The sequence below is a fragment of the Streptomyces sp. NPDC085900 genome (assembly GCF_044540925.1).
GTDB classification, from domain to species: Bacteria; Actinomycetota; Actinomycetes; order Streptomycetales; family Streptomycetaceae; genus Streptomyces; species Streptomyces gilvifuscus.
The window spans coordinates 193568-214671 of the sequence record NZ_JBITSP010000016.1 but is presented as its reverse complement, the minus strand read 5'-3'; the positions used below and the strand labels follow the sequence as shown (position 1 = coordinate 214671).

At 71.0% G+C, this 21104-nt stretch carries 20 protein-coding genes, 1 pseudogene and 1 riboswitch; of the genes and pseudogenes, 8 read left to right on the top strand and 13 right to left on the bottom strand.

Translation table 11 applies throughout. From position 1 onward, the window contains the following. The 7 genes and pseudogenes from ACIGDI_RS39390 to ACIGDI_RS39360 all read left to right on the top strand — a co-directional run. Positions 1–100 (top strand): annotated as a pseudogene (locus ACIGDI_RS39390) (ABC transporter permease); the annotation flags it as partial. 291 nt (positions 101–391) lie between these two features. Continuing rightward, positions 392–1180 carry a GntR family transcriptional regulator gene (locus ACIGDI_RS39385; RefSeq protein ID WP_272178599.1) on the top strand — a complete coding sequence of 263 codons (789 nt, stop codon included), beginning with the start codon at positions 392–394 and terminating at the stop codon, positions 1178–1180. Between the two features lie 38 nt (positions 1181–1218). Continuing rightward, positions 1219–1446 carry a ferredoxin family protein gene (locus tag ACIGDI_RS39380; RefSeq protein WP_030180763.1) on the top strand — a complete coding sequence of 76 codons (228 nt, stop codon included), beginning with the start codon at positions 1219–1221 and terminating at the stop codon, positions 1444–1446. A gap of 15 nt (positions 1447–1461) precedes the next feature. Next, entirely contained in the window at positions 1462–2808 is a 1347-nt protein-coding gene (locus ACIGDI_RS39375; protein WP_399907092.1) for an ABC transporter substrate-binding protein, read from the top strand. Continuing rightward, complete coding sequence (locus ACIGDI_RS39370) at positions 2805–3668, top strand: ABC transporter permease (protein ID WP_399907090.1); 864 nt, start codon at positions 2805–2807, stop codon at positions 3666–3668. The genes ACIGDI_RS39375 and ACIGDI_RS39370 overlap by 4 nt, the downstream gene beginning before the upstream one ends. Further along, the gene (locus ACIGDI_RS39365; RefSeq protein WP_399907088.1) at positions 3652–4446 is read left to right on the top strand and encodes an ABC transporter ATP-binding protein; all 795 of its coding nucleotides are present in this window, start codon (positions 3652–3654) and stop codon (positions 4444–4446) included. Before ACIGDI_RS39370 ends, ACIGDI_RS39365 begins: the two co-directional genes overlap by 17 nt. After that, entirely contained in the window at positions 4443–7202 is a 2760-nt protein-coding gene (locus ACIGDI_RS39360) for a fumarate reductase/succinate dehydrogenase flavoprotein subunit (RefSeq protein ID WP_399907087.1), read from the top strand. Before ACIGDI_RS39365 ends, ACIGDI_RS39360 begins: the two co-directional genes overlap by 4 nt. A gap of 18 nt (positions 7203–7220) precedes the next feature. Here ACIGDI_RS39360 and ACIGDI_RS39355 read toward each other — a convergent pair whose 3' ends face one another. Continuing rightward, entirely contained in the window at positions 7221–7634 is a 414-nt protein-coding gene (locus ACIGDI_RS39355; protein WP_399907085.1) for a cytidine deaminase family protein, read from the bottom strand. Positions 7635–7650: 16 nt separating this feature from the next. Beyond that, positions 7651–8190 (bottom strand): hypothetical protein, encoded by a 540-nt coding sequence (locus ACIGDI_RS39350; protein ID WP_399907106.1) that lies wholly within the window; start codon positions 8188–8190, stop codon positions 7651–7653. A gap of 119 nt (positions 8191–8309) precedes the next feature. Between ACIGDI_RS39350 and ACIGDI_RS39345 the strand changes: the two genes are divergently transcribed. Further along, a complete protein-coding gene (locus ACIGDI_RS39345; RefSeq protein ID WP_399907083.1) occupies positions 8310–8597 on the top strand; it encodes a hypothetical protein in 288 nt (95 codons plus the stop codon). Between the two features lie 190 nt (positions 8598–8787). Here the strand turns inward: ACIGDI_RS39345 and ACIGDI_RS39340 are convergent, their stop codons facing one another. The 11 genes from ACIGDI_RS39340 to ACIGDI_RS39290 all read right to left on the bottom strand — a co-directional run bounded on the left by ACIGDI_RS39340 (position 8788) and on the right by ACIGDI_RS39290 (position 20647). Beyond that, the gene (locus ACIGDI_RS39340) at positions 8788–10143 is read right to left on the bottom strand and encodes an acyl-CoA dehydrogenase family protein (protein WP_399907082.1); all 1356 of its coding nucleotides are present in this window, start codon (positions 10141–10143) and stop codon (positions 8788–8790) included. Between the two features lie 104 nt (positions 10144–10247). After that, a complete protein-coding gene (locus ACIGDI_RS39335; RefSeq protein ID WP_399907080.1) occupies positions 10248–11390 on the bottom strand; it encodes an LLM class flavin-dependent oxidoreductase in 1143 nt (380 codons plus the stop codon). A gap of 73 nt (positions 11391–11463) precedes the next feature. After that, positions 11464–12021: an NADPH-dependent FMN reductase gene (gene ssuE / locus ACIGDI_RS39330; RefSeq protein WP_399907078.1), complete on the bottom strand. Its 558-nt coding sequence runs from the start codon at positions 12019–12021 to the stop codon at positions 11464–11466. 53 nt (positions 12022–12074) lie between these two features. Then, positions 12075–13226, bottom strand: coding sequence for an LLM class flavin-dependent oxidoreductase (locus ACIGDI_RS39325; RefSeq protein ID WP_399907076.1), 1152 nt, complete (start codon positions 13224–13226; stop codon positions 12075–12077). Next, positions 13219–14310, bottom strand: coding sequence for an LLM class flavin-dependent oxidoreductase (locus ACIGDI_RS39320; protein WP_399907074.1), 1092 nt, complete (start codon positions 14308–14310; stop codon positions 13219–13221). Before ACIGDI_RS39320 ends, ACIGDI_RS39325 begins: the two co-directional genes overlap by 8 nt. Next, positions 14307–15680 carry an NtaA/DmoA family FMN-dependent monooxygenase gene (locus tag ACIGDI_RS39315; protein WP_399907072.1) on the bottom strand — a complete coding sequence of 458 codons (1374 nt, stop codon included), beginning with the start codon at positions 15678–15680 and terminating at the stop codon, positions 14307–14309. The genes ACIGDI_RS39320 and ACIGDI_RS39315 overlap by 4 nt, the downstream gene beginning before the upstream one ends. A 21-nt stretch (positions 15681–15701) precedes the next feature. Continuing rightward, complete coding sequence (locus ACIGDI_RS39310) at positions 15702–16910, bottom strand: LLM class flavin-dependent oxidoreductase (protein WP_399907070.1); 1209 nt, start codon at positions 16908–16910, stop codon at positions 15702–15704. 44 nt (positions 16911–16954) lie between these two features. Next, positions 16955–17680 (bottom strand): GNAT family N-acetyltransferase, encoded by a 726-nt coding sequence (locus tag ACIGDI_RS39305; protein ID WP_399907068.1) that lies wholly within the window; start codon positions 17678–17680, stop codon positions 16955–16957. 91 nt (positions 17681–17771) lie between these two features. Beyond that, positions 17772–18800, bottom strand: coding sequence for an ABC transporter substrate-binding protein (locus tag ACIGDI_RS39300; protein ID WP_399907067.1), 1029 nt, complete (start codon positions 18798–18800; stop codon positions 17772–17774). Between the two features lie 72 nt (positions 18801–18872). After that, entirely contained in the window at positions 18873–19670 is a 798-nt protein-coding gene (locus tag ACIGDI_RS39295; protein ID WP_399907065.1) for an amino acid ABC transporter ATP-binding protein, read from the bottom strand. Further along, positions 19667–20647: an amino acid ABC transporter permease gene (locus ACIGDI_RS39290; RefSeq protein ID WP_399907063.1), complete on the bottom strand. Its 981-nt coding sequence runs from the start codon at positions 20645–20647 to the stop codon at positions 19667–19669. Before ACIGDI_RS39290 ends, ACIGDI_RS39295 begins: the two co-directional genes overlap by 4 nt. 324 nt (positions 20648–20971) lie before the next feature. Then, positions 20972–21080: riboswitch (SAM riboswitch) on the bottom strand. Positions 21081–21104: the final 24 nt, after the last annotated feature.

Genomic DNA, 21104 nt, shown 5'->3' with positions numbered 1-21104 from the left:
CCTGCTCATCCTCTTCGTCGGCATCGCCATCGACCTGCTCGTCTTCAGCCCCCTCGAACGCTGGGTCCTGCGCAGCCGCGGCCTGCTCGTGAGGAACTGACCGAACGGCTCTGCACCACCACGACCCCGCCGAGGTCCCCAGCACCTCGGGACACGCTCAAACGGCACCGGCTCGCAGAGGCATGACCGCCCCACCGCGAGCCGGTGCTGTCATGTGCGGAGAGTTCGCCGTGCCGCCGGACGTCACGGGCGACGCGAACCGTGGAGAGCACTGGCAGATCTCCCCCGTCCCGCCACGAAACCGCAGGTCAGCAGCTCATCTGTTGATGAGTCAGGTGGCGCAACAATCCAGCAACACCCCATTCCCTACCGGATAGGTATGGTCCAGAACATGTCCTCCAGCGACCGCGTCCGAGACCACGCCGGCCAGGGCGCGAGCACCGTCGCCGCCCACCGTGCGCGGCGTCGGCTGCGCGCGGACCGGGCACGCCAACTCGCCGACCTCCTGCGACACCAGGTCCTCGGCGGCGCCTTCCCCACGGGCCCTCTTCCCCACGAGTCCGTCCTGGCCACCGACTACCGTGCCTCCCGCAACACCGTCCGCGAGGCCCTCGACCTCCTGCGCGCCGAAGGCCTCGTGGAGCGCCTCCCCGGCGTCGGCACGGTCGTCGTGGCACAGAAGTACCCGCATGGACTCGACCGGCTGATGGGACTCGCGGAGACCCTGCGCGAACACGGCCGCGTCACCAACGAGGTCCGCACGATGGGCCCCGTACCCGCCCCCGCGCCGGTGGCCGACCGCCTCCACCTGCCGTCCGGCACCGACGTCCTCTACATCGAACGCCTGCGACGGCTGGGCGGCCTGCCTCTGTCCCTCGACCTCACCTACATCCCCCTCGACGTCGGCGCCGCCCTGCTCGGAGAGGACCTGGAGAACACCGACATCTTCCGGCTCCTGGAGACCCTCACCGGCCGGCCGCTCGGACACGCCGAGATCAGCCTGGAGGCGGTGAACGCGGACGCCCACTCCGCCGCCGTACTGCAGGCCCCGCACGGCGCCGCCGTACTGATGCTGGAGCGCCTCACCCATCTGTCCGACGGCCGGCCCGTCGACCTCGAGTTCATCCGCTTCCGCGGCGACCGCATCACGATGAGCGGCCTGCTCCACCGGTCGCTGTAAGACACCTACCCCGCCTGCACACCTTCCTGGAGACAGCCATGCCCTTGGCACCCCAGCGGGCCGACGTGCCCGTGACGATCGACGAGTCGAAGTGCATCGACGGCTGCACGCTCTGCGTGGACATGTGCCCGCTGGACTCCCTCGCCATCGACGACAGCACCGGCAAGGCCTACATGCACGTCGACGAGTGCTGGTACTGCGGCCCGTGCGCGGCCCGCTGTCCCACCGGAGCCGTCACGGTCAACATGCCCTATCTGCTCCGGTGAGAGGTCCCGACCACCATGAAGAACACAGCAGTCGCCGCCGCCGTCGTCGTACTCCTCGCACCGCTCACGGCCTGCGGTGGCACCGCCGCGGCCGGAGGTGACGGCTCCACCGTCACGGTGACCGTCGGCTACCAGTCCAAGACCATCAACACCGTCACCGCGGGAACCCTGCTGCGCTCACTCGGCTACTTCGAGAAGCAGCTCAACTCCCTGGGCGACGGCCGCACTTACAAGGTCGACTGGCAGGACTACGCCACCGGCGCGCCCATCACCGCCCAGATGACCGCCGGGAAGATCGACATCGGCTCGATGGGCGACTTCCCACTGCTCATCAACGCCGCCCGGGGCAAGCAGCTGAACCGCCCCACCCGCCTGGTCTCGGTCACTGGCTACAACCTGCGCGGCGGCCTGAACACCATCGTCACCGCTCCCGGCTCCAAGCTGACCTCCCTGAAGGACCTCAAGGGCAAGAAGGTGTCCACGAGCATCGGCTCCGCCGCCGACGGCACGCTCGTACGGGCCCTGCAGCGCGCCGGCATCGACCCGGACAAGGGCGTGGAGAAGCTCAATCAGCAGCCCGCGGTGGGCGCTTCCGCCCTGAGCGCCGGCAGCGTCGACGCGCTGTCGCAGTTCGTGGCCTGGCCCGGGCTGCTCGCCTACCAGGGCAAGGCCCAGGCCCTGTACGACGGCGCCCTGCTGAACCTGCCCACCTTCCACGGCGTCACCGCCCGCGAGGACTTCGCCAAGCGCGAGCCGACCGTACTGGAAGCCTTCCTCAAGGCCCAGGCGCAGGCCACCGACTACCTCGACGCCCATCCCGTGACCGCCGCGGAGAAGGTGGCGAAGGCCACCGGCCTGCCCGCGGAGGTCGTCTACCTCTACAACGGCGCCCACGGCATCTCCACCTTCGACCCGGCCGTCAAGCCGCAGCTCGTCGCCGCGCTGAAGCGGGACGTGCCGGTCCTGAAGGCGGCGAAGCTGACCGGCGACGTGGACGTGGACTCCTTCGTCGACGACCGGTACGTCAAGAAGGCCCTCGGAGCGTCGTACGGCAAGGCGCTCGCCGCCACTCCCCCGACCGCCGCGAGCGAGGCATGGCCGAAGGGCGCCGGGAAGACCATTGCCTTCAAGTCCCCGGCGCAGCTTCTGAGTTACGTGTCCGCGCACCGGGACGGCATCCGCGCCGCCTATGTCCCCGACGCCACCACCGGCACCCTGTGGTTCGCCGACAAGGCGGTCTGGGTGGCCGACGGCGACCGGCTGCTGCCCTTCGTCGCCCCGGCGACCGCACACGGCTACGTCCTCGCCCATGCCGGCGCCCGCGTCATCACCTACGCCGACGCCCTGGAGCGTGCCTCGTGACCCGGTACGCGCTGCGGGTGACCGCCCTCGCGGCCGCCCTCGGGCTCTGGCAGCTGCTGACCAGCCTGGACGTCGACCTGTGGCTGCGTTTCTCGCAGTTCCCCACGGTGACCGACGTCGCCCACACCTTCGCGGACCGCCTTGCCGGGGCGGACTACTGGACGGACCTCACCGACAGCCTGACCCGCATCGTGACGGGCTTCGTGCTGGCCGCGGTGGCCGGCGTGGCGGTGGGCGTGCTCGTGGCGCGCTCCCCGCTCGCCGAGGACCTGCTGGGTCCGCTGCTGGAGGTCGTCCGCCCGATCCCCGCCATCGCCCTGGTCCCCGTCGCGATCCTCCTCTTCCCCTCCAACGAGCAGGGCATCGTCTTCATCACCTTCACCGCGGCCTTCTTCCCGGTCCTGGTCTCCACCCGGCATGCCGTTCGGGCGCTGACACCGGTGTGGGAGGAGGCCGTGCTGACCATGGGCGGCGGCCGGTGGCGCGTCCTCGGCTCGGTCGTGCTGCCGGGTGCGCTGCCCGGCATCTTCGGCGGCCTGTCGGTCGGCATCGGCGTCTCCTGGATCTGCGTGATCTCCGCGGAGATGATCTCCGGACAGTACGGGGTCGGCTACCGCACCTGGCAGGACTACACGGTCGTCGACTACCCGGGCGTCTTCGTCGGCATGGTCACGATCGGCGTCCTCGGCTGGCTGACCTCCACGGCGGTGGAACTGCTCGGCCGGCGGCTGACCCGCTGGTTGCCGCGTACGTCCCAGGTCACCGCCGTCCGGCCGACGCCCTCGCGCCCGCCCGCCGGCCCGTCCCCCGCCCTACAGCCCTCCGGCACCGAGGAGGCACGCGATGAGCACCTCGTCTGACACCGAACCCGTACTCCGTACGACGGACCGGGCGCCGTCCCTCGCACGCGGCACCGGCCTCACCCTCCGCGCCGCCACACTCGGCCGCCCCGACGCTCCCGTCCTGGCCGACGTCGACCTGGACATCGCGCCCGGTGAGATCCTCACCGTCGTCGGCCCCTCCGGGTGCGGCAAGTCGACCCTGCTGCGCACCCTCGCGGGACTGCTGTCCCCGCTCGCCGGACAGATCGGCCAGGACGGGCAGCCCCTGGCCGGGCCGTCCGCCGAACGCGTCCTGGTCTTCCAGGAGGATGCCCTCCTGCCCTGGCGCACATTGCGCGCCAACGTCGAACTCCCGCTGGCCGTCCGCCGTGTCCCCCGCGCGCAGCGCCGCCTCCAGGCCGAGCAGTGGCTGGCCCGCGTCGGACTGGCCGACCTGGCGGGGCAATTGCCGCACCGGGTCTCCGGCGGCCAGCGCCAGCGCGCCCAGTTGGCCCGCGCCCTCGCCGGGGCGCCGCGCGCCGTTCTCATGGACGAGCCCTTCGGCGCGCTCGACGCCCAGACCCGCTCGGGCATGCAGGACCTGCTGGTGGAGGTGCTGCACGGCACCGGCGCGACCGTCGTGTTCGTCACCCACGACGTGGACGAGGCTCTCTTCCTCGGTGACCGCGTGGCACTCCTCGGCAACGGCCGGCCGACCGCCGTACGGGACGTACCGCGTCCGCGCGATCGCACGGCCCACGACGATCCCGCGCGCGTGGCGCTGCGGCGCGAGGTCCTGTCCTCGCTCGGAACGTGATCCGCAACGTGAAAGGCACCCTGGTGGACACTCCCCTGCAGATTCCGGCCCTCAGCGACGCGGAGGAGATCTCCTGCGACGTCCTGGTCGTCGGCGGCGGCACAGCCGGCACCATGGCGGCCCTGACCGCCGCCGAACACGGCGCCGATGTCCTGCTGTTGGAGAAGGCCCACGTACGCCACTCGGGCGCGCTCGCCATGGGCATGGACGGCGTCAACAACGCGGTCGTGCCCGGACGTGCCGAGCCCGACGACTACGTAGCCGAGATCACCCGCGCCAACGACGGCGTCGTCGACCAGTCCACCGTCCGCCAGACCGCCACCCGCGGCTTCGCCATGGTGCAGCGCCTGGAGTCGTACGGCGTGAAGTTCGAGAAGGACGAGCACGGCGAGTACGCGGTCCGTCAGGTGCACCGGTCGGGTTCGTATGTGCTGCCGATGCCGGAGGGCAAGGACGTCAAGAAGGTCCTGTACCGGCAGCTGCGGCGGCGCGAGATGCGGGAGCGGATCCGCATCGAGAACCGGGTGATGCCGGTGCGGGTGCTCACCTCCCAGGGGCGGGCCGTGGGGGCGGCCGGCTTCAACACGCGCACGGGCACGTTCGTGGTGGTGCGGGCGGGGGCGGTGATCCTGGCCACCGGCGCCTGCGGCCGCCTCGGCCTGCCCGCCTCCGGCTATCTGTACGGCACGTACGAGAACCCCACGAACGCAGGCGACGGCTATGCGATGGCGTACCACGCGGGCGCCGAGCTGACCGGCATCGAGTGCTTCCAGATCAACCCGCTCATCAAGGACTACAACGGCCCGGCCTGCGCCTACGTCGCCAACCCCTTCGGCGGCTACCAGGTCAACCGGCACGGCGAACGTTTCGTCGACTCCGACTACTGGTCGGGCCAGATGATGGCGGAGTTCGCGGCGGAGGTCGCCAGCGACCGGGGGCCGGTCTACCTCAAGCTGAGCCATTTGCCCGAGGAGTCGGTCTCGGCCCTGGAGTCGATCCTGCACTCCACGGAGCGGCCCACCCGCGGCACGTTCCATGCCGGCCGCGGTCATGACTACCGCACCCATGACGTCGAGATGCACATCTCCGAGATCGGCCTGTGCGGCGGCCACTCGGCCTCAGGGGTACGGGTGGACGACCACGCCCGTACGACCGTCCCCCGCCTCTACGCGGCCGGCGACCTGGCGTGTGTGCCGCACAACTACATGATCGGCGCGTTCGTCTTCGGCGACCTGGCGGGCGCGGACGCGTCCCAGTACCGTTCCTACGAGGGCGAGTTGCCGCAGGAGCAGCTGCGCGAGGCGCACGAACTGGTCTACCGCCCGCTGCGCAACCCGGACGGGCCGCCGCAGCCCCAGGTCGAGTACAAGTTGCGCCGCTTCGTGAACGACTACGTGGCCCCGCCGAAGTCCGGGGCCCGTCTGTCGCTGGCCCTGGAGGCCTTCGAGCGGATGCGCGCCGACATCGCCTCGATGGGCGCCCGGACCCCGCACGAGCTGATGCGGTGTGCCGAGGTCGACTTCATCCGCGACTGCGCGGAGATGGCCGCGCGGGCCTCGCTGGCCCGTACGGAGTCGCGTTGGGGTCTCTACCACGAGCGCATCGACCATCCGCGGCGCGACGACACGTCCTGGCTGCACCATCTCGATCTGCGCAAGTCACCTTCCGGGGCGATGGAGTTCACGGTCCGCCCCGTGGCTCCCTACCTGGTTCCGGTCGAGGAGTTCACCCCGGTCGGCGGTGCCTCCCGGCACCTCGGCGAGGTCCATGCCGAGCCGGTGGCCACGGCGGGGGCGCGGGAGGTGGCACCGGTGGCCGCCGGCCCGAGGACCGGCACGCGGGACGTGCAGTCCGCGGCATCCGCCCCTGGCGAGATCGCCTCGCCCCGGCTCCTGACCCTGCTGGCGCTCGCCGAGGAAGAACCCGAACTCTCACTCCTCCAGCCCTATTTGACCGACCCTGACCCGGGCGTCCGGCGGACCGCTGTCTCGGTCCTCACCGAGACCGTGCCTCCCGGCACGGGACAGGCGCTGGCCGACGCGCTCGCCGACCCCGACGCCCAGGTCCGGTCGGCCGCGGCGGCATCCCTGCGTGAGCTGGTCGAGACCCTGCCGCCCGAACCCGCCCTGCGCCACGCGCTCACCCCGGCGCTCACGGAGGCCGATCCCGTCGTCCGCGCCGCGGCCCTCGACGTCCTGCGCGCACTGCGCCTGGGGGACGCCGGGCTGTTCGCCGGGGCCCTCGCCGACTCCGACGTCGCGGTACGGATCGAGGCGGTGCGTGCGCTCGTGTCGGTCGACGCGGCCGAGCCATTGGCGCGTGCGGCGCACGACCCGTCCCGCGAGGTCCGCGTCACCGTGGCCAAGGCGCTGGCCGGCGTGGGCTCCTCGACGGTCGCACCGGTGGCGTTGGACGCACTCACCGAGGACAGCGACCCCTTGGTGCGCGGTGCCGCGTTCGGCGCACTGGCGTCAGTGGGCTGCCCCGCGCCCCTCACCGTCCGCGCGGTTGCCGCTTTGTCCGACCGGGCCTGGCAGGTCCGCGCCGGCGCCGCCACGGCCCTGTCCGCCGCCGACCCGGCCACCGCGGTCCCGGCGCTGGCGAAGGCGCTGGCCGACTCCAATGCCGACGTGCGCAAGGCCGCCGTACTGTCCCTGACCCGGCACCTGCCGGTCCCCGAGGCCCGGGCCGCCCTCGCCACGGCCACCACGGATTCTGACGCGGACGTCAGGGCCTACGCGGCACGGGCGTCGTGACCGAGTCGGCCCACGATGTCAGTCGGCGTCGAGCTGGTGGTCGGCCCAGACGTAAGTCTCGGGCAGCAGGTCGGCAATGTGGACGGTGCGGGTGCGGTCCCCTTCACCGACGATCACCTTGAGCGTGGGGAAGTAGTCCAGCAGCGCCTGGCGGCACCGCCCGCACGGAGGAACGACCCCCCGGTCACGGTCACCGACGGCCACGATGGTGTCCAGCTCGTAGACGCCCTGGGCGGCTGCCGCGCCAATGAGGACCAGCTCCGCGCACGGACCTCCGGTGAAGTGGTAGGCGTTGACCGCGGTGACGATCCGCCCGTCGCCGGCGCGTCCCGCGGCCGCCATGGTGTGGTTGTCCCCCCGGCACCGCGTGCGCGCGACCTGGGCCGCGGCCTGGATCAACTCGTGGTCGACCTGCTGGATCTGCGTGGTCATCTTTCTGGCTTCCGTGTCAGACGAGGCCGGTTGCCCATGCCGTGAGTACGGCGAAGTCGTCACGGGTGAGGCCATGTCGGGGGTCGATCCTATGCAACAGGGCGGGGCCGTCGTGGTGGTCCTTCACCCAGGTGCGGTCCGCCTCTGTGATCTCGTCGTCGACCCAGGCGAACGCCCAGCCCTCCGCCCACGCGACGATCTCAGGCGTCTTCCAGAACACGCCGTCTCCGGGCTCGGGCCGAGGCGCGGGCCAGGGGATGAAGGGCAGTTCGGGCAGTCCCAGGACCGGCGCGACGAAGACGTCGGCCTCCTCCTCCCACGTCGTCGCCCACACGAGGTCGAAGGGAAGTGCCTCCAACGCCGGGCCGTGATCTGGGTTGAGCCACACTCGCAGCGGCTTGACAGGCTTGTTCGGCAGACCCCACTCATCCAGCCGCCGACGCTCGGCGGCTTCCCAGCGCGGGGTCAGCAGACGGTGCGTCCGATAGCCCTCGGGCCGACGGTACGGCTTCGCGGCGTACGGGTTCAGCGGCCCATCGACATCCACCAACAACACGGGTCGCACCGGCTCATCCCCCCTCGGTCCCGTGTCACACGGTATCCGCCGGCGAGGAGAGCGCCCAGTGAATACCGCGGCCCCCGTGAGGTCGGTGCGGCTGCTGGTGCAATACGCGGATGGAGAACATCCCGGAGGCGGAAACCCCAGGCTCCGACCCGTGGTTCGCGTTCTTCGCCGACCGCGGGCACATGGGTGTCCGCCGTATCGGCGCTGGTGTCGAGGGCGTCGTCTACAGCCTGGGCGAGGGCCTGGCCGCCAAGGTGTGGAGTGGCCGGCCGCCGGGAGACATCGAAGTCACGCGCGAGGTGTACGCAGACAGCGCTCGGCATCCGCTGCCGATCGCAACCCCCGGAGATCCTCGACGTCGAGGACCACGAAGGCGTGACGGTGACGTACGAGCGTGAACTGCCCGGCGACTCCATGCGGGGCGACTCCGCGCACGAGGCTTACGAGCGTCGGCTGCTCACCCGGCACAACGACGCGCTCCTGGGCGTTCTCCGTGGACTTGCACAGCCCGCGGCGTGCCGTCCAGGCGTCCATGTGAGCGGCCGGTCCGGCGTCCTGCCACCCGGCGAAGCCGACGGCGCCGCCCCGTCACGCCGGAAGCGTGAAGGGTGGGTGGGTGCCGTTGAGGTAGTAGTCGCCGACCTCGCGCAGTCTGTGGGTGAGGGGTTCGCGGAGGGTGTGGGTTCGGGCGTTGCGCCAGAAGCGGTCGAATCCGAGGCGGGAGGAGGCGGCGGGGGCGCCGATGGCGTCCAGGGCGCGGGTGGTGATCTCCTGCACGGCGCGGGAGGCGGCGGCCTCGGCCGCGCCGGCGAGGACGGTGATCTCCGCGCACTCCTCGTCGTCGAGGGCCTCGCCCCGGCCGAGGCCGCGCTGCAGGGCGTCCACCGCCTGGCCGGCGAGGGCGGACGCGGCCCGTGCGGCGACGGCGAGTTCGCCGTACGCGACCAGTGCGTGGGGGTCCTGGGGCGGGCCGTCGGGCCAGGGCTGTGCGGAGAAGGGCTGCCAGGGGGACTTCACTACCCGGCCGTACTCGCGGACCTCGTCGAGCAAGCCCTCGGCGACGCCGAGACAGAACTGGGCGGAGACCAGGCGCGCGGTCGGTGCGGCCAGGCAGGCGAAGGGCGACAGGACGCCCTCGTCCGGCGAGAGGGAACCGAGTACGTCGTCCGCCGCGACCGGCACGGAGTCGAACTCCACGCTCCCGCCGGCCGCCAGCCGCTGGCCGAAGGTGTCCCCGCCGCTGCCGGTGACGACGCCAGGGCGGGCAGGGTCGACGAGGACGGCCAGCGGCTCGCCGGTGCCGGATCTGAAGGCGCGGACCAGCAGGCGGTCGGCGATCCCGACTCCGGTGGCGAACCTCTGGTAGCCGTCGAGCAGATGGCCGTCCGCCGTGGGGATCAGCATGAGGGGCGGTTCGTGCGCGGCGATGCCGCCTCCCCAGCACCACTGCCCCGCCGCCGATTCCCTTTGGATTCGGGCGACTTGGCCGGGCCCGGCGAAGAACCGGGCGCTGAAGGAGAGGAAGTAGTGGCTGCCCAGCAGGTGGCCGATGGCCCCGTCGGCCGCGGCGACCGTCCGCACGATCGTGCAGGCCGTGCGCCAGTCCGCGCCCCCTCCCCCGTACTCGGCCGGTACCAGCAGCGACAGCAGTCCCGACTCGCGCAGCCGAGTGACCTCGTCGAGCGGTGTCTTGCCGGCCTGCTCGCGCTCGACCGCGTCCGTGGCGAGGTCGTCCGCCACCTCACGGGCGATGTGCACCCAGTCGGCCTGCGGCCCGGGCGCCGCTTCGGTCGCCTCGTCCGCCGTGACCGTCACGCGCGGACCCGCGTCGTACGACTGCGGCTGTCGCCACAGCTGAGTGATGTGGTCATCGGGTCTTCCTTCACAGGGCGAAGCGAACGCGACATGGAGGTGGGGGGTGTGGTGGCACGTCGGTTTCGTCATGCTCACCCTCCCCGCCGACCCCCGTCAATACTTTCCTAGTAATTCGATAGGAATACTAGGGATAGAGTCGCGATCTGGCTGGTTCACGCTCATCGGGGGCGCGTTCAGGCGAACGGCACCTGCGCGGCGGGCGCGATCGGCCCGTCGAAGGGGTGCCGCCACAGGCCTTGCGCGGCGAGCCTCGGCAGCACGCCCTCGCCGAACCAGTACGCCTCCTCCAGGTGCGGGTAGCCGGAGAGCACGAACTCGTCGATACCGAGGGCGTGGTACTCCTTGATCCGCTCGGCGACCTCGTCGTGGCTGCCCACCAGGGCGGTGCCCGCGCCACCGCGCACCAGGCCGATACCGGCCCACAGGTTGGGGTGGATCTCCAGGCCGTCCCGATTGCCGCCGCCGTGCAGGGCGAGCATCCGCTGCTGTCCCTCGGACTCGCTGCGGGCGAGCCCGGCCTGCACGGACTTCACGGTCTCCGGGTCGAAGCCCTCAAGGAGCCTGCCGGCCTCCGCCCACGCCTGCTCGGAGGTGTCGCGTGTGATGACGTGCAGCCGGATGCCGAAACGCAGGGTGCGCCCTTGCGCGGCTGCCAAGTCCTTCACCCACGCGATCTTCTCGGCGACCTGGGCCGGCGGCTCGCCCCAGGTGAGGTAGACGTCGGCGCGCCGCGCGGCGATCTCACCGGCGATCGGCGAGGACCCGCCGAAGTACACCTCGGGGACCGGGTCGGGCACCCGGGCCAGCCTGGCGTCCTCGACCCGGAGATGCTCGCCGTGCAGGTCGACGGTCTTCCCCTCCCACAACTCCCTCACGATCTGCAGGAACTCGCCGGTACGGCGGTAGCGGGCGTCCTTGTCGAGGAAGTCGCCGTAGGCCCGCTGCTCGTGACTCTCGCCGCCGGTGACGACGTTCAGCAACAGCCGTCCGCCGCTCTGCCGCTGGAAGGTGGAGGCCATCTGGGCGGCCAGCGTCGGCGAGACGAATCCGGGGCGGAAGGCGACGAGGAACTTCAGTCGCTCGGTGTGCCGGCTGACCATCGCGGTGGTCAGCCACGCGTCCTCGCACCAGGCGCCGGTCGGGGTGAGTACGCCGACGAAGCCCAGCTCCTCGGCGGCGCCGGCGATCCGGCTGAGGTAGGCGACCGTCGGCGGCCGGTCCCGTCCGGAAGCGGTGGCGGGGGTGCCGTGACTGCCGCCGACGACATGGCGGCTGTCACCGTTGGTGGGCAGGAACCAGTGAAAGGTGAGGGACACGCGGGGCTCCGATCGGCCGGTTGTCGGTGTGTGTCACACAAGGCAGCGGCGGGGTTGCACCTCGCCGCGCCGGTCAGCCGGTGGCCGCCAGCAGCGTCGTACGACCGCCCAGCGCGGCCGAGAACTGGTCCGTGACCTGGAGCAGCGCCTCGGCCGAGCCCGGCGCGACGGTCAGCGAGCCGTCGTCGCCCACCGTGATGTCCTTGTCGAGGGTGAACCAGCCCGGGGTGATGTGGGCGGGCCCCATGGAGGCCAGGACCGGGCGCAGGGCGTAGTCGATGGCCAGGACGTGGGCCGTGCTGCCGCCGGTGGCCAGCGGCAGGACCGTCTTGCCCACCAGCGCGTACTGCGGCAGCAGGTCCAGCAGCGCCTTCAGCAGACCCGAGTAGGCGGCCTTGTAGACGGGGGTGCCGATCACGACGCCTTCCGCCTGCTCGAACAGGGCCGCGGCCCGGGCTATCGCGGGATGGCCGAAGTCGGCGTGCAGCAGGGCCTCCGGCGGGAGCGTACGCACGTCCAGCGCGATCACCTCGTGCCCCTGGGCGGTGAGCCGCTCGTCGAGGTGGCGAAGCAGCCGTGCGGTGCGGGAGGTGGCGGAGGGGCTTCCGGAGACGGACAGGATGGTGGCCATGGGAGGACCTTTCGGTTGGTCGGGGTGGGCTTCGTCGGGGACACGCGTGAGCATCAGCTCGTCGGCTGGGACGCGTGGCCCCTTCGGCGCCATTCCTCCGCGAGCAGTTCGTACGAGCGGACCCGGTCCTTGTGGTCGTGGGTGATGGTCGTGATGAGCAACTCGTCCGCGCCCGTGGCCTCCTGGAGCTGTTCCAGCTGGTCGGCCACCCGGCCCGGCGAGCCGACGAACTGGGTGTCGAGGCGGTCCTGGACGAGTGCCTGGTCCTCGTCGGTCCAGGTGTGGGCGCGCGCTTCGTCCGGCGTGGGGAACTCGATGGCGCCCTCGGCGGTGCGGATGCTGCGGACCCACGGGCCGTAGCCGGTGGCGAGTTCGCGGGCGGTGGCGTCGTCGTCGGCCACGACGATGTCGGCCGAGACGCTGACGTAGGGCTTGTCGAGCACCTCGGAGGGCTGGAAGAAGGACCGGTAGCCCTCCACGGCCTCCAGGACCGTCCCGGGGCTCACGTGGTAGTTCGCCGCGAACCGCAGGCCGTTGCGGCCCGCGACGGCGGCGCTCTGGCCACCGCTGCTGCCCAGGATCCACACCTCCAGCTCGGCGCCCTCTCCCGGCACGACGTGCGCTTCGACGCCCTCCGGGGAGCGGTAGGTGCCGGCGAGCAGGGCGAGGATGTCGTCGATCTGCTCGGTGTAGTCCTGCGATTCGGCGCCCGGCAGCAGAAGGAGCTTGCGCTGCAGGGCGATCCGGGGTGAGCCGAGCAGATGCGCGAAGGAGAAGGGCGGCGGGATCAACAGGCCGTTCGGGGTGCGGCCGTCGACGACCGGGGTCGCCGTGGGCGGCGGTGCGTCCGACTGTGCGGGCGGGCGGCCCCCGGAGCGCCCGAGGCCCAGATCGAAGCGGCCCGGGTGCAGCGCGTCGAGCAGGCCGAACTCCTCCACGGTGGACAGCGCGGTGCGGTGCCCGAGCTGCACGGCCCCGGAGCCGAGCCGGATGGTCGAGGTGGCCGATGCGGTCAGGGCCAGGACGACGGCGGGAGAGGTGCCGGCCACGCCCGGGTTGAGGTGGTGCTCGGCGAACCAGTAGCGGGCGTATCCCAGTCGCTCGGCCTGCTGCGCGAGGTCGATGGAGTTGCGCAGGGCATCGGCTGCCGTCGAGCCGGACGGGATCGGGACCAGATCGAGAACGCCGAGGGCGATGTCAGACATGGACGGACTCCTGGGTGAGCGGTTGCGTCGGCAGCACGGGTCCCCACACGAACGGTGGGTCCGGGATCTCGCGGCGCAACACGGGGGCGACTTGGGACTGGAACAGCTCGAGGGAGGCGCGGTGCGAGGCGTCGGGCAGTCCCCCGGCGTCGGCATGGAGATGGAGCACCGTGTGCCCGAACTCCTCGTGGTAGCGCTGCACCTTCTCGATGACCTGCTGCGGGCTGCCGATCAGGGCGGAGCTGCGGGCGACGAAGTCCTCCAGCGTCTCGAAGACCACGGGGAGACCTGCCTGCCTGAAGTGCGCCAGGTTGGCCTCGAAGATCGGCCGATAGGTGGCGAGCGCCTGCTGGGAGGTCCGGGCCACGTGGACGCCGGCCGTACCCGCGCCGACCGCGATCCGCGCCGGATCGTGGCCGTAGTGCTCCCAGCGCTCCCGGTAGTAGCGGATCAACTCCGCGTACGGCTCTATGGGGTTGGTGACGTTCGCCGAGAACAGCGGGTCGCCGTAGCGGGCGGCCAGGTCGACCGACTCCTTGCTGGTGGCGCTGCCGTGCCAGACGCGGATCGGCCGCTGGTACGGCCGAGGCCACACCTCCGCGTCCGTCAGTGCGGGGCGGAAGCGGGTGTCGGCGGTGACCTTGTCCTGCCGCCAGATCTGCCGGAACACCTCGTAGCTCTCGGCGTTGCGGTCCCACTGGTCCTCGGGCGTGACCTGGAACAGCTCGCGCTGCGCGGCGCCGTTGCCCTTGCCGATGATCAGGTCGAGACGCCCGTCGGAGAGGTGGTCGAGGGTGGCGTAGTCCTCGTAAGCCCGGACCGGGTCCAGCAGGCTGAGCGTCGTGACGGCCGTGAACAGCCGGATCCGCTTCGTCAGGGCGGCCACATGGCTGAGTACGACGGTCGGGGACGAGGAGATGAACGGCCGCTCGTGCCGCTCCCCGACACCGAAGCCGTCGAAGCCCAACTCCTCGGCCAGGACTGCGTTGTCGAGTACCTCACGGAAGCGGTCGTGGGTCGGCTTCCGCACGCCGGTGACCGGATCGGGGTGGTGCGCGATGAGGGTGATGGCGAGGAACTTCACGAGGCGACCCGGTCGTCGACTGCGTCGGGGTGATCGAGCCCCAGGTGGTGACGGAGGGTGGGGCCCTCGTATTCGGTGCGGAAGACGCCCTGTTCCTGCAGGAGCGGGACTACCTTGTCGGCGAAGTCGTCGAGACCGGTGGGCGTGATGTGCGGCACGAGGATGAAGCCGTCGCCGGCGTCGGCCTGGACGTAGTCGTTGATGGTCTTGGCGATGGTCGTCGGGGAGCCGACGAAGGTCTGCCGGTTGCCGGTGTTGATCACCAGGTCACGGATGGACCAGTTGTTGGCGGCGGCCAGCTCGCGCCACTCGCGGGCGGTGGCCAGCGGGTCGCGGTACATGCGCACCTGGGCACGGCCCTTGGAGATGTGATTGTCGCTGACGTCCGGGTCGATGTCGGGCAGCGGACCTTCCGGGTCGTAGGAGGACAGGTCCCGGTTCCAGACGAACTCCAGGTGCTTGATCGCGGTGGCGCCGCTGACCTGCTGGCGGCGTACCTCCCTGGCGAGTTCCTCGGCTTCGGCGTCGGTGTCGGCGAGCGCGAAGGAGGCGGCGGGCAGGATCAGCAACTGGTCAGGGCGGCGGCCGTACTTGGCGAGGCGGTTCTTGACGTCCGTGTAGAAGGCCTGGCCGCCCTCCAGAGTGGCGTGCCGGCTGAAGATGGCGTCGGCGCTGGAGGCGGCGAACTCGCGTCCCTCCTCGGAGTCGCCGGCCTGGAAGATGACCGGGCGGCCCTGCGGGGAGCGCGGGACGTTGAACTGGCCGTGGATGTCGAAGTGTTGTCCCGTGTGGACGAAGGAGCCTGCCTTCGCGTCGCGCAGGAAGACACCGGTCGCCCGGTCGGCGACGATCTCGTCGCCGTGCCAGGAGTCGAAGAGCTCGTTGGCGGTGGCCAGGAACTCCTTGGCGCGGGAGTAGCGCTCCTCCTGCGGCAGGAAGCCGGCGCGGCGGAAGTTCTCGCCGGTGAAGGCGTCCCAGGAGGTGACGACGTTCCAGGCGGCACGGCCGCCGGAGAGGTGGTCCAGGCTGGCGAACTGGCGGGCCACCTCGTAGGGCTCGTTGAAGGTGGAGTTGATGGTGCCGGTCAGGCCGAGGTGCTCGGTGACGGCGGCGAGCGCGGCGAGGACGGTGAAGGTGTCGGGACGGCCGACGACGTCCAGGTCGTAGATCTTTCCGCCCTGTTCGCGCAGTCGCAGTCCCTCGGCGAGGAAGAGGAAGTCGAACCTGGCGCGTTCGGCGGTCTGTGCGAAGTGGGCGAAGGAGCTGAACTCGATGTGGCTGCCGGCCTTCGGGTCGCTCCACACCGTGGTGTTGTTGACGCCGGGGAAATGGGCTGCCAGGTGGATCTGCTTCAGCGGCTTGCTGGTCATGTCGGTGCGGGTCCTTCCGGCTCAGGCGGCGGCATAGCGGTTGGCGGGGCGGGGCAGGCCCAGCAGGCCGCGGAGGGTGTCGGCTTCGTAGGCGGTGCGGAAGACCCCCCGGCGCTGGAGTTCGGGGACCAGGCCGCGGGTGATGGCCGGCAGGTCGTGTCGGGCGACGGCGGGCCGCAGCCGGAAGCCGCTCAGCCCCTCCGCCGCCAACTCCTCGAGCAGATCGGCGAGTTGTGCTGGAGTACCGGCGAAGATCCGGGCGTCGCTGGTGTACGGCTCCCCGTCGAGGGCGTCGAGCCGTGCGCGCCGGTCCTCCGCGGCGGCCTGCTCGTCGTCCAGGAAGACCACGAGGTCACCGAAGACGTGCAGGGGTTCACCGGCCCGACCGGCCGTCTCCTGCTCGGCACGGATCTCGGCGACGATCGCCCGGGCGTGCTCGGCGTCCTGCGGAGTGACGTACCCGATGTCGGCCTGGCGGGCCACCAGCCGGTACGGAACGGTCTGGTGGGCGAGTGCGGTGACCAAGGGCTGGCCCTGGGGCGGGCGCGGGGTGATGGAGGGCCCCTTGACGCTGAAGTGCTTGCCCTGGAAGTCGATGTAGTGCAGCTTGTCGCGGTCGATGAAGCGTCCGGTGGCGGCGTCCCGGATCTCCGCGTCGTCCTCCCAGCTGTCCCAGAGCCGGCGCACCACCTCGACGTAGTCGGCGGCCTCGTCGAACAGGTCGGTCACCTGCTCCTGTCCGGCCGGCGTCTGCAGTTCCCGCAGGCTCAGCGGGGGAAGGGTGCGGCGGCCGAAGTGATCGGCCTCGTGCGGCCGGGCGGAGATCTGCACACGCAGGCCCGCGCGGCCGGTGCTGACGTAGTCGAGGGTGGCGATCGCCTTGGAGATGTGGAACGGCTCGGTGTGGGTGGCGATCACGGTCGGCACCAAGCCGATGTGCCGGGTCAGTGGCGCGATCCGGGCGGCGGTCAGTACGGCGTCCAGTCGGCCGCGGACCTGGTCGGTGCGGCCGTCGAGCTCATTGTAGTGGGAGGACTGCAGGCCGAGGCCGTCCTCGAAGGTGACGAAGTCGAGCAGTCCGCGCTCGGCCTCGATGACGAGGTCCGCCCAATATCGGGCGGTGAACAGGTCGCGGGGGCGGGCGACTTGCTCGCGCCAGGAGGCGGGGTGCCAGCCGGTTCCGTCGAGGGCGACGGCCAGATGCAGAGAAGTGGCAGGAGTTGCGGACACGGGGGTGCCTTCCTGGAGGTCGGGTGAGAGGGGCTGCGTCATGGCTATGCCGTTCTTTCCAGGGCCGCGGCGCCGGTGTGCCGGACGAGCGAGAAGACGGTGCGGCAGCGCAGGGTGAAGCCGATGGACTCGTACAGCCGGATCGCGTTGGCGTTGGCGGCCGCGGCGTGCAGGAAGGGGTGTTCGCCGCGCTCCTTGATGCCGGCGGCCACCGCACGGACCAGACGGGTGGCCAGCCCCCGGCCTCGGTGGTCGGGGTCGGTGCACACGGCGCTGATCTCCGTCCAGCCGGGCGGGCGCAGCCGCTCGCCGGCCAGGGCGATCAGCCGGCCGCGGTGGCGGATGCCGAGGTAGGTGCCCATTTCGACGGTGCGTCGCCGGTAGGGGCCCGGCTCGGTGCGGGCGATCAGGTCGAGGATCTGGGGCACATCTTGGGGACCGAGGCGTACGGCCTCGGGGTCGGGCTCGGCGCGCAGGGAGGTGTCCACGAGCTGGACGCCGTGTCCGAGACTGACGACCTCCCAGCCGTCCGGCGCCTCGGTGACCCCGCGCACCGCGGCGGTGCCGCCGGGGCCGACGAGTCTGGCCAGGTCGGCCCAGGCGCGCGGGTCGTCCTCGTCGGAGACGGCGTGGAAGGGGGCCACGTCCTGGTGGTAGCGGGCGGCGCGGCCGATGCGTTCGGCGAAGTGGGCTTGGGGTCCGGTGAGGGCGGCCCAGGCGGGGTTGTCCAGGACGTGTGAGTCGGTGGCGTCGACGGTGATGACGGACATGGTGTGGCGGTCTCCGGGGTGCGGCTCGGGGTGTCCGCAGTGCCGGGGACTCCACCGCGAGATGGGTGGTGGAGTCCCCGGCACGCGGTGGTCAGGAGTTGTCGAGCGGGAGTCCGGGCGGGTTGACCTCGGACTTGGCGACGGCCTCGTTGGAGAGGTTGTAGGCCTTGAGCCACTCGGCGTACTGACCGTTCTTGATCAGGTGGTTGATGGCGTCGGCGAGCGGCTTGGCCAGGCCGCTGTCCTTCTTGGCGGTGGCCGCGATCAGGCCCTGCAGGCTCGCACCGGCGCCCGAGTAGGTGCCCGCGGTGCGGGTGGCGTTGGGCGTGTTCGCGGTCTGCCGGTTGTGGTAGGCGATGCCGGGGTTGGGGCCGAAGTACGCGTCGATCTTCCCGCCGGACAGGGCCAGGTAGACGCTGTTGCTGTCCTGGAAGTACTTGACGGTGAGCTTCTTGCCCTCCTTGGCCAGCTTCGCCTTCCACTCCAGAAGGATCTTCTCCTGGTTGGTGCCGGAGCCCACGGAGACCGTCTTGCCGGCGAGGTTCTCGTAGTTGCCGTCGAAGTTCCAGGTGCTCTTCTTCGGCACGGTGAAGGCCAGGTTGTCCTGCCGGTAGGAGGCGAACTCGTACTTCTTCTTGCGCTCTTCGGTGTCGGTGACGTTGGAGAAGGCCACGTCGACCTTGCCGCTGTCGATGCCGACGAAGAGGTTCTCCCAAGTGGAGTTCTTCACCTCGGGCTTGAGGCCGAGGACGGCGGCGACCAGGCGTCCGAAGTCGGGCTCCGCGCCGGTGAGGGTCTTCTGGTCGCTGCCCACGTAGGCGAGCGGTGGGAAGCCGGCCGGCAGGGCGCCGATGCCGATCTCCAGCTTGCCGCTCTTCTTCAGGGCGGCGGGCAGTTCGGCGCTGATGGACTTGACCTCGGAGACCTTGATGGCGGTCTGCTTGGCGGCGCCGTTGGAGACCTGGCCGATGACGACCTCGCCGGACTTGGCGGCGGTGTCGGTGGTGGCGGCCGCGTCGCTGTTGCCACCGCAGGCGGCGAGCCCGGTGGCCAGGGAGGCGACGGCGGTCGCCGCGGTGATGCCGCGTATCAGGCTGCGTCGGGTGAAGTGGGTGCGCATGGCCGTTCCTTGTCGCTCAGGGGCGGTGATGAGAGTGGTGGCGTGGGGGGGGGAGTCGTGGGGTGCGGCGGGTCAGAGAACCTTGCTGAGGAAGTCCCTGGTCCGCTCGTGCCGCGGTGAGTCGAGGACCTCGGAGGGCGGCCCCTGCTCGATGATCTTGCCGCCGTCGATGAAGACGACCCGGTCGGCGATCTCGCGGGCGAAGCCGATCTCATGGGTCACGATGACGAGCGTGGTGCCGCTGGACGCCAAGTCCCGGATGACGGCGAGGACTTCGCCGACGAGTTCGGGGTCCAGGGCGGAGGTGGGCTCGTCGAAGAGGATGACGCCGGGGCGCAGGGCCAGGGCGCGGGCGATGGCGACGCGCTGCTGCTGGCCGCCGGAGAGCTGGCGCGGGTAGGCGCCGGTCTTGTCGGCGAGGCCGACGCGGCCGAGGAGTTCGCGGGCCAGTTCCTGCGCTTCGGGCCTGCCGAGCCGGCCGGTGGCGACCGGGGCCGCGGCCACGTTGTCCAGGACCGTCAGGTGCGGGAAGAGGTTGAAGTTCTGGAAGACGAACCCGATCCGCCCGCGCTGGGCGAGGATGGCCCGCTCGCTCAGCTCCTTCAACCGGTCTCCCTGCCGCTTCACGCCGATCGGTTCGCCGTTGACGCTGACGTAGCCGATCTCGGGCTTCTCCAGGTGGTTGATGACCCGCAGCAGGGTGGACTTGCCGGAGCCGGAGGGGCCGAGGACGACGGTGACCTCGCCGGGTCGGACGGTCAGGTCGACGCCGTCCAGGACTTGGTGGGTGCCGTACCACTTGTGCACGTCGTGCACCTCGACGGTGGCGGCCTCACCGTCTAGCAGGGTGTCGGCGGTCTTGGCGGTCATACGGCGGCCTCCCGGCGGATGCGGGCTCGCAGGTCGGTGAGTCCGGTGCGGAGCTTCTGCAGTGGTGTCGGCGGCAGGCTGCGGGTGGCACCGCGGGCGTAGTACCGCTCGACGTAGAACTGGATGACGGAGACGACGCTGGTCAGGATCAGGTACCAGACGGTGACGACCAGCAGCAGCGGCACGATGTCGCCGGGGTAGGTGGAGCCCATGGTCTGCGCGGAGCCGAACAGGTCGAGCAGGGAGACGTAGAAGACCAGTGAGGTGCCCTTGATCAGGCCGATGAGCTGGTTGACGTAGTTCGGGATGATGGAGCGCAGCGCCTGCGGAAAGACGATTCTGCGGAACTGGTAGCCCTTCGGCAGGCCGAGCGCCGCGGCCGCCTCGTGCTGGCCCTGGTCGACGGAGAGGATGCCGCCGCGCACCACCTCGGCCGCGTAGGCGGCCTCGTTGAGGCTGAGGCCGACGACGGCGACGACCATGTCGGTGGCGAGTTTCGACTCGTCGAAGGAGAAGAAGGCCGGCCCGAAGGGAATGCCGACGCTCAACGTCTTGTACAGGGCACTGAAGTTGTAGAGGAATATCAGTACGACGATGAGCGGGATGGAGCGGAACGCCCACACGTAGGTCCAGCTGACCGCGCGCAGGACCGGGCTCTTCGACAGCCGGGCCAGGGCGAGCAGGATGCCGCCGATCAAGCCCAACACCGCACTGTAGGCGGCGACTTCGAGGGTGATGAGGAGGCCGTCGAGGATGGTCGGCCGCAGGAACCAGTAGCTCCAGCGGTCCCACTGGTAGAAGGGGTTGGTCACCAGTCCGTGGACGAACTGGGCGACCAGGATCAGGACGACCGCGGTGGCGATCCAGCGCCCCGGCCGCCGCAACGGCAGCACTCGCTGGGCGGTGAGGGCCTTGGGCGGTTCGGTGGCGGTGGGCGCCTCGGGGAGGGTGACGGTGGCGCCAGGGGGTTCGCTCATGGTGGGCTCCGGCTGGGTGGGCACACCCCGGAGGCGCGGCGGCGTGCGGGGACGCACACGGCGGCGCAGGACCGGGGGTGGGGAGGGCAACGGCACACCGCGCGGGCGGTGTCGGTCAGGGAGTGCGGGGGCTGCGGGGAGGTGTCAGCCCCGACAGCGGGCACGGCCCGGTGCGGTACACAGTGCGCTGTTGACGCGGAGCAGATCGACGGCGCGGTTTGCGACGAGCATGTTCGCGTACGTCCGTACGCAGCCCTGGGAACGGCGTGCGGCCGTTCTGGGAGCTGCGTACATGGCGTCACCGTCACTGTTCCGGCCCTGTGGGCCTCGCGCTTACCGACGTGTCATCGGTCGGGTCGTCACCTGGGGCACCCCACCGCGGTGCGAGGGTTGCCGGTCAGCAAGCCAGGGCTTGTCGCTGACACTCATGACCGTTCTGGGCCGTAGTTAAGACAAT

What these genes read in the sequence shown, in the direction of transcription:
- ACIGDI_RS39385 (WP_272178599.1), top strand. Translation starts at nt 392, where the DNA reads ATGTCCTCCAGCGACCGCGTCCGAGACCACGCCGGCCAGGGCGCGAGC.
- ACIGDI_RS39380 (WP_030180763.1), top strand. Translation starts at nt 1,219, where the DNA reads ATGCCCTTGGCACCCCAGCGGGCCGACGTGCCCGTGACGATCGACGAG.
- ACIGDI_RS39375 (WP_399907092.1), top strand. Translation starts at nt 1,462, where the DNA reads ATGAAGAACACAGCAGTCGCCGCCGCCGTCGTCGTACTCCTCGCACCG.
- ACIGDI_RS39365 (WP_399907088.1), top strand. Translation starts at nt 3,652, where the DNA reads ATGAGCACCTCGTCTGACACCGAACCCGTACTCCGTACGACGGACCGG.
- ACIGDI_RS39355 (WP_399907085.1), bottom strand. Translation starts at nt 7,634, where the DNA reads ATGACCACGCAGATCCAGCAGGTCGACCACGAGTTGATCCAGGCCGCG.
- ACIGDI_RS39345 (WP_399907083.1), top strand. Translation starts at nt 8,310, where the DNA reads ATGGAGAACATCCCGGAGGCGGAAACCCCAGGCTCCGACCCGTGGTTC.
- ACIGDI_RS39340 (WP_399907082.1), bottom strand. Translation starts at nt 10,143, where the DNA reads ATGACGAAACCGACGTGCCACCACACCCCCCACCTCCATGTCGCGTTC.
- ssuE (WP_399907078.1), bottom strand. Translation starts at nt 12,021, where the DNA reads ATGGCCACCATCCTGTCCGTCTCCGGAAGCCCCTCCGCCACCTCCCGC.
- ACIGDI_RS39325 (WP_399907076.1), bottom strand. Translation starts at nt 13,226, where the DNA reads ATGTCTGACATCGCCCTCGGCGTTCTCGATCTGGTCCCGATCCCGTCC.
- ACIGDI_RS39315 (WP_399907072.1), bottom strand. Translation starts at nt 15,680, where the DNA reads ATGACCAGCAAGCCGCTGAAGCAGATCCACCTGGCAGCCCATTTCCCC.
- ACIGDI_RS39305 (WP_399907068.1), bottom strand. Translation starts at nt 17,680, where the DNA reads ATGTCCGTCATCACCGTCGACGCCACCGACTCACACGTCCTGGACAAC.
- ACIGDI_RS39300 (WP_399907067.1), bottom strand. Translation starts at nt 18,800, where the DNA reads ATGCGCACCCACTTCACCCGACGCAGCCTGATACGCGGCATCACCGCG.
- ACIGDI_RS39295 (WP_399907065.1), bottom strand. Translation starts at nt 19,670, where the DNA reads ATGACCGCCAAGACCGCCGACACCCTGCTAGACGGTGAGGCCGCCACC.
- ACIGDI_RS39290 (WP_399907063.1), bottom strand. Translation starts at nt 20,647, where the DNA reads ATGAGCGAACCCCCTGGCGCCACCGTCACCCTCCCCGAGGCGCCCACC.